Source organism: Psychromicrobium xiongbiense, from assembly GCF_030271165.1.
Lineage (GTDB): Bacteria > Actinomycetota > Actinomycetes > Actinomycetales > Micrococcaceae > Renibacterium > Renibacterium xiongbiense.
Window position 1 is genome coordinate 12,938 of record NZ_JASSZH010000012.1, and the last position, 11,036, is coordinate 23,973.

Here is an 11,036-nt window from a genome sequence, read left to right on the forward strand (position 1 = left end):
GCAATGGGCAGCTCCGGGCGCGCTTTCGAGAGTGCAAAGTGGCCTGACCGACAAACAGGTCTTGCTCTATTTGAGCGAAATATGTTCGTATTGGCAATACCGAACGTACAATTAGCGTACCGAGCGATGGGGTTGGAAATGCTGGCGAGTGGGCGACACAAGTACATCCTTGAGCAGCTGCGGCTGCACGGGCGCGTCAAAGCAACGGAGATTGCGCAAGCTCTGTCGGTTTCGGAAATTACCGTGCGCCGTGACCTCAACGAGTTGCATGAAAGCAAGCAGCTCAATCGTATCCATGGCGGGGCAGTGCGCCTGGGAAGTATGGACCCGGGCCACAACCGGCAACTACTGGTCGGCATTCTCGTCCCCGGCAGTACCTACTACTTTCCTGAAGTCATCAAGGGCATGGAAATGATGGCTGAACGGCTGAACGTGCGCCTAGTACTTGGTATTTCCAGCTCCATAGATGCCGAAACAGCCCACCTCCGGCGCATGCTGGACCTGGGTGTGGAGGGCATACTTGCCACCACAGTGGTCGGTGACGACCACGCAGCGGAGGTCGGTTCCTGGCTGAACGACCTGCAGATCCCTGCAGTGCTCGTCGAACGGTCCTTCGGGTATCCGCATCTCCGTGACGAGCTGGACCATGTTCGCAGCGATCATGCGTACGGTGCTGCGCTAGCCATCCGACACCTCCACGAACTCGGGCACCGTTCCATGTCCGTAGCACTAGCTCCAACACCCACGTCGTACTGGCTGGCGCGAGGAGCATCAGAGGCTATGGAACTGTTGGGACTGGACGCGAAACTACCCGTGTTCCGGTTCCCCCGGGTGGCCACGGGCGTGGCTCACGCAGCTGTGGACCAACTACTCAATGACGTTCTGACGGGTGGGGTTACCGGGGTTTTTGTGCACAATGACACCCATGCCTCCGCTTTGGTGGATGCCGCCCTGGCTCGTGGCGTGCGCGTCCCCGAGGATCTTTCGGTGATTGCCTACGATGACGTCGTCGCGAATTTGGCTGCGGTGCCCCTGACAGCCGTCGGGCCACCAAAGCACACCGTAGGCGCCCTGGCCTTGGAACAACTGGTCCGACGCCTGGGTTACCCTGCGGAGCGGCGCGGCACCGTGGCCCACCTGTCCTTGATCCCGGAGCTCAATGTCAGGCATTCCACCAGCGCACCCGGTGTAGCGATCAGCACCACCCAGTGATCGATAATGATCGAATGGTCATAATTTGCTTGAACTGCTCGTAAATTGCGCCTAACTTCATTAAAGACGTTGATCGACGCGCGGTGAATCACCTCGACGGCCCCATGCCATCTGCTCCATCATCACCGCAAAGTACCGCAGTCAAAGGAGACAGCAGTGAAGAAGCGGCTTTTGAAGACCCTCACCCTGACCGTTGGGTTGGCATTGACCCTCGGGGCCTGTGGCTCGGGTGGGGCAGGTAACGCCTCGGGTGGGCCCAAGGAGGATCCGGCAACAGCAACGGGCACCATCCGGGTCATGATCCCGACCTATCCCTTGTCCGCCGACGGCAAGGCCGAGTTCCAGAAGGTGGTTGACGCCTTCAACAAGAAGTATCCGAAGATGACGGTTGAGCCCGACTTCGTCACCTACAACAACATGAACGAAAAGATCTCCACCTCGATCGCCAGCGGCCAGGGCTATGACGTCCTGGTGACCGGCGTCGGCTGGATCCAGCCCTTTGCCGCCAAGAAGGTCTTCAAGGACCTGGGCACCGTGGGTGTCACCACGGACACCATCACCAAGAACACGGTGGAGGCACTCGTTCCGACCGTGACCTACGACGGTAAGGTATACGGCTACCCGATGATCGCCGACGCCAGAGCGCTGGCTCTACGCAAAAGCGCCTTCGTCGAGGCCGGTCTGGACCCCAATAAGCCGCCGACCACCATGGCCGAGCTGAAGACTGTCGCCGAGAAGCTCACCAAGCGGGATGCCTCCGGAAAGATCACCCGCATCGGTTTCGACTTCAACGCGGCAGCCGGCGCCTACCGGCAGGCCTTCATCACCTTTCTCGGCTCGACCGGCACCCCGCTCTACAAGGACGGCAAGCCCAACTTCACCAATGAACAGGGCATCTCCACACTGAACTGGATGAAGTCCATGGTCAATAACGTCGAGCCATTTGGCTACCAGAACGCTGCCCAGAAGCCGCTGGTGCTCACCGACGAGGCGGCCATGGGGTTCGTCAAGGGTGCCGTGGACTGCAGCGACAAGGGCATCGGTCAGAAGAACTGCGATGACCTCGTCTATTTTCTCCCGGACAACGGCGCTAAATCCGAGTTCGTGGGCGGCGACATTGCCTCCATCGGAGCCACTACCAAACACACGGACGCTGCGTGGGCCTTCATCCAGGCGCTCACCACTCCCGAAGCATCCAACGTCCAGGCGAAGCTGAATCAGAAGATCCCAGCCTCCAACGCACCTGCGGCGCAAGAGGAAGCGAAGTCAAACGTACTGAGCAAATTTGTCTCCGAGAACCTCAACCACGCGGTGTTTGAGGGCGGCGCAGCCAACTGGCTCGAGGTCCGCAACTCCTTCAACTCCGGTTTTGACGAGGCGCTGCTGGGCAAGCGCCCCGCTGAAGAGGTACTGACCAGTCTGGCCGCGCAGTCGAAATGAGTGAGCTCACCACCTCGAAGCCGGGCGTGACCCGGTCCGCCAAACGGAAATCGCTGACCCGCAAACAGACCAGGGCCGGATGGTTCTTCCTCACACCGGCCCTGCTGCACTCCACCATCTTCATTTCCATTCCCACCGTTGCCGCTCTCCTGCTGAGCATGACGGACTACAGCTTCACTGGGGAGTGGCAATGGGTGGGCATCGCCAACTTTGTCGAGTTGATGGGCGACGCCCACTTCAAGACGGCCTTCATCAACACCGTGGTCTATGCGGTCGTCGTCGTGCCGATATCCATGGGCCTGGCCCTGCTGATTGCGTTGGGCCTGAACCAGAAAATTCGTGGCCTGTCCTTCTTCCGCACCGCCTTCTACATCCCCACCGTCACAGCCACTGTGGCCGTCGCATCAGTGTGGCTCTGGATGTATAACCCCGGCTCCGGGCTGGGCAACGGCATCCTGAGCCTGTTTGGCATCGGCCCTCAGGGCTGGCTGACTAACCCCGATATGGCCTTGGGATCTGTCATGGTAGTGGGTATCTGGCAGGGCCTGGGTGCCAAGATGATCATCTATCTGGCAGCACTCCAGGGCGTCTCGCGGGAACTCATTGAAGCTGCCGATCTGGATGGGGCCAACGCCTGGCAGATCTTCCGGCACGTCAAATGGCCCGCACTGGCTCCTGCTCAATTCTTTGTCCTCGTCACCGCCATCGTCAGCACTTTCCAGGTGTTCGATCTGGTCTACGTCATGACACAGGGCGGCCCCGGGGTCGCCACCAATGTCCTGGTGCTGGACATCTATAACAACGCTTTCCAAAGCTTGCGACTGGGATATGCGTCGGCGGAGACCGTCATCATGATCCTCCTGATCAGCGTGTTCATCTATGTGGGTCGCAAGCTCCAAGGATCGGATAAGAGTGAATAACACGACTAAGTCCCGGTTGGGACATGGCCTGCTGTACGGCATCCTCAGTGTGGGATCAGTCCTCATGCTGGCACCGTTCATCTGGATGATTCTCACCGCGCTCAAAGCACCCGGCGAAGTGGCCTCGTTCACCTGGCTACCCAAAAACTTCCTCTGGGGTAATTTTGTCGAGGCGATGCAGATCGCACCCTTCCTGAATTACTTCCGCAACAGCCTGCTCATTGCCGTGGGCGAGACGGCCGTCACCCTGGTCCTGAGCACCATGGCCGGCTACGCCTTGGCCAAGCTTCCCATCCGCGGCTCAAAACAGCTGTTGAACTATTTCATTGTGCTGCTCATGATCCCCTTCCAGATCATCCTGGTGCCCTTGTTCCTCGTGGTGAAAAGCATTCCCCTCTTCGGCGGAAATGACCTCTTCGGCATGGGTGGCACTGGCTGGCTCAACTCCTGGTGGGGCCTGATCATTCCGCTCGCGGCCGGGCCTATGTACACCTTCCTGTCCCGTCAGTTCTATGTATCGCTGCCGTCCGAGCTGGCCGATGCGGCCCGCATGGACGGCGTGGGTGAATTCGGGATCTTCCTGCGGATCATGACCCCGCTGATCAAGCCCGCCCTGATGACCATCATCGTCTTCCAGGTCGAGGCCGCCTGGAATGCCTTCCTCTGGCCGCTGATGATCACCAACACTGACGACATCAGACCGCTCCAGCTGGGCCTGGCCATCTTCTCGCAAAACCCGATGAACGTTCAGTGGCCGTATCTCATGGCCGGTACTGCGCTGGCCGCGCTGCCGATGATCGTACTCTTCGTCTTTGCGCAGAGGCGCTTCGTTGAAGGTATGGCCAACTCCGGGCTGAAGGGCTGAGCCGTGACCGTTGAGCGCGCCACGGGACGGCCTCAGGTCGCCTTCGCGATGAGATCCAACGAGCTCAGGGACCGACTCTTTGACGAGTCAGCCATGCGGCGTCTGACCCGGGTGGCCGACATCGTTCAGGAGGATGTCCTCACCGAATTTTCCTCGGAGAAGGCAAGGAGTGTCCTGGCCCGCACTACAGCATTGGTTACCGGATGGGGCTGTCCGCTCATTGACGTGGCGGCTCTGGACGCCAGCCCAGGTCTTGAACTGATTGCCCACGCCGCTGGCTCCGTCAAGGGTCACGTCTCGCGCGGATGCTGGAACAGGGGAATCAGGGTCACCACGGCTGCACAGGGCAATGCCATTCCCGTCGCCGAATACACACTGGCCTTCATCCTTCTGGCCGGCAAGAATGCTGCGGCGGAATACCACAAGCAGCATTCACAGCGATCCGCCTACCGCAAGGACGTGCTGTCCACAGGCTACGGGAACGCCTCGGGGACCGTCGGAATCATCGGTGCCTCCCGCATTGGCCGACTGGTTATCGACCTGCTCAAGCCGTTTTCCCTCGACATCCTGCTCTCCGATCCGACGCTTACTGCCGCCGAGGCGGAAGAGCTGGGTGCGGAGCTGGTGCCCCTCGAGAAACTCATGGATCGCAGCCGGGTCGTGTCCCTGCACGCCCCCGTCCTGCCCTCCACCCTTGGCATGATTGGTGCCCCGGAGCTGGCGAGGCTACAGGACGGAGCGACCTTCATCAACACCGCTCGCGGCGTCCTGGTGGACCACGACGCGCTCCGTACGGAATTGCTGACCGGCCGCATCAACGCCGTGCTGGACGTGACCTCTCCTGAGCCTCTGCCAGACGAGGACCCCCTATATAACCTTCCTAACGTCATCCTGACCCCGCATATCGCGGGGTCAGTGGGGAACGAGCTAGTCCGCATGGGCGCATTGGCAGTCAGCGAAATTGAAAACCTAGCCAGCGGCCACCAGCCTGCCTTCGCCATTACAGAAGAGGTGCTGCTCGCCATGGCGTAGGCCGTGTTGATCACGTCGGTTTTGATCCAGATCAGGGTCGCGGCGAGGCCGATCGCAGTGCGGTAGCGGGTTCTGACCCCGCCGGTATCTGTCAGAATTCTCGGAGGCAAGACACAGCTAATTTCCAGTTTTAATAGGTTTGATATACATGTCACCATGAAGTCCATTAGCGATCTTGATATCTCTGAGTGGCCGTTCTCACCGCGGGTGATCCGTACGGCTTACCCAGAAGGAGTCTCGTGCTTCACATCCTAAAACGCCTAGCAGCCATCCTTTTTGTCCTGATTCTGTGGACTACAGCAGGAGCCATCAGTGCCGATGCGGCGACCCTGGAGGCATCTACACCACCCCCAGCACTCACCAGTTCGCCGCCCCCCACACCACCTGTTGATCCAATGGGCGGTCTCGCCTCACCGGAGTTCGCACAACCTCCGGCGCTGCCCGAACCTACAGTCATCGGATGGGGAACTTCCCCGATTGGCCCCGGGCACGGATATACTAAACTCAAGCCAAAACCGGGACCAGTTGTTCTACTGAACCCATTTACGATCGGGCAGTGCAATCTCGGATTTGGCGATGTGGTTGTTGAAGAGTGGAACATAACAATCGGAAATGTCAAGATGTACTGTGGTGACGACAACTCCGGCTACGTTCACATCAGGAAAAATCATCAAACCGACTGGCAAACGCTGCTGAACAACATCGACGAACTCACCGGAATCCGTTCCCCCAGCAACTGGGATGACTTCATGATGTATGCCACCACCGCATCCCTGCAGGGCCCGGTACCCGGATTCCCCTTCGACATCGGGAATCAAAAGCTGTGTTATACGGCCGAGATTGATTTCTACAAGTACTATAGTGATCGGCCCCCTATGCTGTTGAAAACAATCTACCCCTCCATAATTGTTTCAGATAACAACAAGAAGGTCATCACATCCATCCCAACAACGGGCGCACCCCTGACGTCGTGCTATCACGGTGACTAGTATGGTGTCGAAGTTGAATTACCCGCAACCGCTAACCCTCTCGGTCGATTGGGGCATGACTTGGCCATTGAACGACTATACGCTGCCAGAGGGTGCGCCAGACTGGCCCTCGCTTCTCACACCGCTTCTGATCAAAAGGCTCCTCAACTGGCAGCGATTCTTCAATGAAAACGCCGATCTGGACTTGGGGTCATTCAACAGTGAAAACAAGCGAAAGTGGTTCGATCTGGAGGGCGTTCGCCTTCTCAACGACCTTCAAACCGAAGCTGGCCACCTTTATCGGTTCAAGCTCCATCTCTGGTTTTAAGCCGCAGTGCTATGGCAAGTGCCTCATCGGCAGCGCGCACCCGCTCTGCCACCTCCAGCGCGTGACGTTGCACGGCCGCCAGAGCAGAGCTCTCCGGGCGCGGCGCACCCTCAGCAAGCACCAGAGCCTGTGCAGCGGTGGCCAGGGCGGCACCAGCCCGGGTCAGCTCACGATGCACGGGAGCGAACCTCAGCGGGATCTCCATCCCTTCCCAGGGCGCGGCCTGGTGGCCCCGGATGCAGATCCGCCGCACGACGGGTAACAGTTCCGCCAGCCCGTTCGCCACCGGAACCAGCTCATTCTGCGCCTCGTCGGGAAACCGTTCCAGCACCTGATGAAAGCGATCCAAGGCCCGGACAAAGCTGTCATGCGCCCGACGCCACAGGCCGCGACCCAATTCCCGATCGTCCCGACCAGCAGACTGACGGCCGCTCGACAACCAAGCACTCGGCAACCAGGATTTGGCAGAAAACACCACTGAGGCCGCCAGGGCTAGAGGTACTGGCCGGGGCCAGGAGTGCCATCATCCGCGCTACGGACTGGATGTGCTCCGGCTGCAGCTGCACGCTGCGGCTCGCCATTCTCCCCGATCACCACGCCCGGGGCAATCATCGTCCCCGGTGGAAGCTGACGCAGTTGCAACCGCGCCGCCAGCTGCTGATTGGCCAGCTGCTGGGCCGCCATCGCTGTCTGGATGCCGTGAAACAATCCTTCCAGCCAACCGACCAGCTGTGCCTGGGCAATCCGGAGCTCCGCCTCGGAAGGCGTTGCGTCATCGCTGAACGGAAGGTTCAGCCGGTGGAGTTCCGCAACGAGCGAAGGAGCCAGCCCGTCCTCCAGTTCTTTGATGGAGCGCTCATGGATTTCCGCCAGCCGCCCGCGGGCGGCCTCGTCCAGCGGCGCGCTTCTGACTTCTTCGAGGAGCTGGCGCACCATGGTGCCAATGCGCATGACCTTGGCCGGCTCGTCCACCAGGGACGCAATCCCCTGCTGCTCCTGGTGCGGTGCGGAAGCCACCGGACCGGCCGGGGCGACCCGCTCACTCACTCCGCCCTCGAGGGGTCGATCCTGCTGATCCTGAGGAGATTCGCTCATGGGCCCATACTCTCACGATGCCGCCTGGGCGAGCTGGGAACTTCTCAGGTTACTGATCAGTAGCCTCGGGTTATGCTTGGCCGGAGGATCGGATATCTACAGGACGCGACTGACGAGGGGCCCCGATGACCGAAGAACAGGAACCCGGATCCAACCCAGCCCGCTCCCGGTTGGTGATCTGGGACGATCCCCTGATCGGAGCGAGCCAGGCGCGCCGGATGAACGGGCTGGACTACCTGCAGGCCATGATTGCCGGGATCATCCCGCCGCCGCCCATTACCGGGCTGATGCGGATGACTGCCACCCACGCGGAAGTGGGTATGGTCCGCTTCAGCTGCCAGCCCGACGAATCGCACTACAACCCGATCGGCACCGTTCACGGCGGTCTGGTCTGCACCCTGCTCGATTCGGTCTGCGGCTGCGCCGTACACACCACCCTGCCCGCAGGTCAGGGCTATACCTCCCTGGAGCTGAAGGTCAGCTATCTCCGACCAGTCCTTGCCACCACCGGCGAGCTGACGGCGATCGGCCGGGTGACCAAACCGGGCAGCCGGGCCGCCTTCGCCGAAGGAGAGGTCCGCGATGCTGCGGGCAAACTGGTGGCGACGGCCAGCAGCACTCTGCTGGTCTTTCCTCAACCGCAGGATTGAGGCCACAGAACACCTCGCGAGCCAGGTCATTCCGCCCGACTGGCGCGGATTCCTGCGGCAATATTGCGCCATCTCGACCCCAGCAGAAGGCTCCGATTCGGCTACAGTCAGAGCATGAGCACCCCTGCTGCCCCTGATGCCTCCCTGCCCGCCGCCGAGCCAGCGGGCGGCGCGGACAACCCGGACAGCCAGTGGCATCGGGAGCGGACCGCCTTCGTCACCAGCCCGCTGGGCAATCTGGCCCTGGTCCTGACGCACTGGGGCAATTCCGGTGATGCACCGGTTCCCGACGAGGAGGCCCTCGCGGGCTGGCCCGAGGACGTCGTTCTGACCCGTCTGGAACGCACCGGGATCGACAGCGGAGAGCCCGAATACGGCTACCGCATCTGGCAGGCGGACTCCCCGGCCAACCAGGCGTTTGAGCGGATCGACTACTACGATCACGATCCGTCCTGGATCATCGAAGGCTATTTTGAGCATGTCGCAGACGACCGGGTGATCCCCTTCGAGCACATTCGCGATGGCGGCAAATCACGTGGGCTGGGTGTCTCCGGGGATCTGGTCTTCACGCGCGATGGCGTCGAGTACCGCCCCAACGCCTTCGACGTCGGAGCCAAGCTGCAGCTGGTGTTCGCAGATGCCACTTCCGGGAAAGAAAGCTACGGCGCAGGCCGATTCCTCTACGTGGCACGCCCCGAGGCCGAGGATGGCGCCACCTTTGAGCCGGGTCAGAGATTCCCGGTCACCCTGAACTTCAACCGGGCCTTCGTGCCGCCCTGCGGCTTCTCGGTCCATATGAACTGTCCCCTCCCTCCCGCCCAGAACCGGTTCCGCATCCCGATCCGTGCCGGGGAGAAGAACGTTGTGTTCCGCGAGAGCTTCGAGCTTCACTGAGGCCTGGATCACGGGCCCCACTCCGACCTCGGCGGCTCACGGACCGCTGAACACAGCACCACCGCGTCACCTTTCATCGCATCACCTGGAGAAACCATGCATCCTCGCCGCACGTTCAGAAACACTCTGGGCGCAGCTCTTCTGGCAGCCACCACAGCCCTCGCTCTGGCGGCCTGCTCCGGTGGGGCCAGCCCCAGCGCGGGCACAGCCTCTCCGGATGCCGTGCTGACGGTCGGCTCGACCAACACCCCCACCAACCTGGATCAGATTGCGGGCGGCTCCTCCGGGGTCACCGAGGTGTTTACCGGCAACGTCTACGAGGGTCTGTTCCGGATCACCGATTCGGCTACCGTGGAACCCCTGCTGGCAAAAACCGCCACTGTGTCCCCCGATGGCCTGACGTACACCTTCGGGCTGCAGACCGCGAATTTCCACTCCGGAGCCCCGGTCACGGCGGCCGATGTGAAGTACAGCCTGGAGCGCTTCATCTCCACCGCCTCGCTGGCCGCCCGCAAGAAGCAACTCAGCGTGATCGACTCGGTGAGCGTCGTCGACGATAAGACCGTTGCCGTGAAGCTGAAGCAGAAGTCGATCAGCTTCACTTACAACCTCGGCTACGTGTGGATCATCAACCACACGGCCACCGATATTTCCTCCACCGAGGACGGCTCCGGCCCGTACACGCTCAAGAGCTATCACAAGGGAGATTCCATCGCCCTTGACGTGAACAAGAAGTACTGGGGCACGGCGCCTAAGAACGGCGGGGCGGTCTTCAAGTACTTCACCGATGCCACCGCGATGAATAACGCGCTGCTGACCAAGGCCGTGGACGTCGTCACCAGCGAGGCCTCGCCCGACGCTCTGGGCCAGTTCTCCGACACCGGGAAGTTCTCCATCATTGAGGGCACCTCCACCTACAAGGAACTGCTCGCCTTCAACGACAAGGTCGCCCCGTTCAACAATGTCACGGTGCGCAAGGCGCTCTACTCCGCCATCAACCGCGAGCAGCTGCTCAAGAGTATCTGGGATGGCCGCGGCCAGCTCATCGGCTCCATGGTGCCGCCCTCCGAGCCCTGGTACCTCGATCTGGCGAACAACAACCCCTACGATGTGAACCTGGCCAAAAAGCTGCTGGCCGATGCCGGCTTCGCCAATGGCTTCAGTTTCACCCTGCAGGTGCCCAATAACGCCACCGAGACCACGGTCGCCGAGTTCGTGAAGTCGGAGCTGGCCAAGGTCAACGTCAAGGTCACGATCAACCTGATCACTGATGACCAGTGGTACGCCAACGTTTACAAGGCTCATGATTTCCAGGCGACCCTGCAACAGCACGTCAACGACCGGGACATCAACTTCTATGGCGACCCAAACTTCTACTTCGGCTACAACAACCCGGATGTTCAGAACTGGCTGGCCCAGTCCGAGGCTGCGCCCACCGCGGCCGATCAGGCAGCTCTGGTCAAGAAGGCCAATCAGCAGATTTCCGATGACGCCGCAAGCGTCTGGTTGTACCTGAACCCGCAGATCCGCGTCTCCACAGCCAACGTCAGGAACGTGCCGAAGAACGGGCTGAACTCGCTCTTCTACATCTCCGGCATCGAGAAGGTGTCAGCATAACCGCGTACCTCCTCC

12 protein-coding genes are annotated in these 11,036 nt (G+C 60.8%); 10 read left to right on the forward strand and 2 right to left on the reverse strand.

The features are described 5' to 3' along the window. Positions 1-126: 126 nt before the first annotated feature. The 7 genes from QQM37_RS04905 (at position 127) to QQM37_RS04935 (ending at position 6,765) form a co-directional block, all read left to right on the forward strand. Positions 127-1,212, forward strand: coding sequence for a LacI family DNA-binding transcriptional regulator (locus QQM37_RS04905; RefSeq protein WP_285725454.1), 1,086 nt, complete (start codon positions 127-129; stop codon positions 1,210-1,212). Positions 1,213-1,368: 156 nt separating this feature from the next. Further along, positions 1,369-2,652 carry an extracellular solute-binding protein gene (locus tag QQM37_RS04910; protein ID WP_285725455.1) on the forward strand — a complete coding sequence of 428 codons (1,284 nt, stop codon included), beginning with the start codon at positions 1,369-1,371 and terminating at the stop codon, positions 2,650-2,652. After that, a complete protein-coding gene (locus QQM37_RS04915; protein WP_285725456.1) occupies positions 2,649-3,572 on the forward strand; it encodes a carbohydrate ABC transporter permease in 924 nt (307 codons plus the stop codon). Before QQM37_RS04910 ends, QQM37_RS04915 begins: the two co-directional genes overlap by 4 nt. After that, on the forward strand, positions 3,565-4,437 hold the full coding sequence (locus tag QQM37_RS04920) for a carbohydrate ABC transporter permease (protein WP_285725457.1): 873 nt from the start codon (positions 3,565-3,567) through the stop codon (positions 4,435-4,437). The genes QQM37_RS04915 and QQM37_RS04920 overlap by 8 nt, the downstream gene beginning before the upstream one ends. Before the next feature lie 3 nt (positions 4,438-4,440). Then, a complete protein-coding gene (locus tag QQM37_RS04925) occupies positions 4,441-5,469 on the forward strand; it encodes a hydroxyacid dehydrogenase (RefSeq protein ID WP_285725458.1) in 1,029 nt (342 codons plus the stop codon). A gap of 239 nt (positions 5,470-5,708) precedes the next feature. After that, a complete protein-coding gene (locus tag QQM37_RS04930) occupies positions 5,709-6,458 on the forward strand; it encodes a hypothetical protein (RefSeq protein WP_285725459.1) in 750 nt (249 codons plus the stop codon). 1 nt (position 6,459) lies between these two features. Further along, the gene (locus QQM37_RS04935; RefSeq protein WP_285725460.1) at positions 6,460-6,765 is read left to right on the forward strand and encodes a hypothetical protein; all 306 of its coding nucleotides are present in this window, start codon (positions 6,460-6,462) and stop codon (positions 6,763-6,765) included. Here the strand turns inward: QQM37_RS04935 and QQM37_RS04940 are convergent. Next, positions 6,743-7,204 (reverse strand): hypothetical protein, encoded by a 462-nt coding sequence (locus QQM37_RS04940; protein ID WP_285725461.1) that lies wholly within the window; start codon positions 7,202-7,204, stop codon positions 6,743-6,745. The two genes, QQM37_RS04935 and QQM37_RS04940, sit on opposite strands and share 23 nt — an antisense overlap. Before the next feature lie 53 nt (positions 7,205-7,257). Beyond that, a complete protein-coding gene (locus QQM37_RS04945) occupies positions 7,258-7,860 on the reverse strand; it encodes a bacterial proteasome activator family protein (protein WP_285725462.1) in 603 nt (200 codons plus the stop codon). Between the two features lie 125 nt (positions 7,861-7,985). Between QQM37_RS04945 and QQM37_RS04950 the strand changes: the two genes are divergently transcribed. The 3 genes from QQM37_RS04950 (at position 7,986) to QQM37_RS04960 (ending at position 11,021) form a co-directional block, all read left to right on the forward strand. Beyond that, positions 7,986-8,510, forward strand: coding sequence for a PaaI family thioesterase (locus QQM37_RS04950; RefSeq protein ID WP_285725463.1), 525 nt, complete (start codon positions 7,986-7,988; stop codon positions 8,508-8,510). Between the two features lie 114 nt (positions 8,511-8,624). Beyond that, positions 8,625-9,404 carry a DUF1684 domain-containing protein gene (locus tag QQM37_RS04955; RefSeq protein ID WP_285725464.1) on the forward strand — a complete coding sequence of 260 codons (780 nt, stop codon included), beginning with the start codon at positions 8,625-8,627 and terminating at the stop codon, positions 9,402-9,404. A gap of 96 nt (positions 9,405-9,500) precedes the next feature. Then, entirely contained in the window at positions 9,501-11,021 is a 1,521-nt protein-coding gene (locus tag QQM37_RS04960) for an ABC transporter substrate-binding protein (RefSeq protein ID WP_285725466.1), read from the forward strand. Positions 11,022-11,036: the final 15 nt, after the last annotated feature.

Excerpts from the sequence above, each read along its gene's own strand:
- QQM37_RS04905 (WP_285725454.1), top strand. The coding sequence starts at position 127 with ATGGGGTTGGAAATGCTGGCGAGTGGGCGACACAAGTACATCCTTGAG.
- QQM37_RS04915 (WP_285725456.1), top strand. The coding sequence starts at position 2,649 with ATGAGTGAGCTCACCACCTCGAAGCCGGGCGTGACCCGGTCCGCCAAA.
- QQM37_RS04935 (WP_285725460.1), top strand. The coding sequence starts at position 6,460 with ATGGTGTCGAAGTTGAATTACCCGCAACCGCTAACCCTCTCGGTCGAT.
- QQM37_RS04945 (WP_285725462.1), bottom strand. The coding sequence starts at position 7,860 with ATGAGCGAATCTCCTCAGGATCAGCAGGATCGACCCCTCGAGGGCGGA.
- QQM37_RS04950 (WP_285725463.1), top strand. The coding sequence starts at position 7,986 with ATGACCGAAGAACAGGAACCCGGATCCAACCCAGCCCGCTCCCGGTTG.
- QQM37_RS04955 (WP_285725464.1), top strand. The coding sequence starts at position 8,625 with ATGAGCACCCCTGCTGCCCCTGATGCCTCCCTGCCCGCCGCCGAGCCA.
- QQM37_RS04960 (WP_285725466.1), top strand. The coding sequence starts at position 9,501 with ATGCATCCTCGCCGCACGTTCAGAAACACTCTGGGCGCAGCTCTTCTG.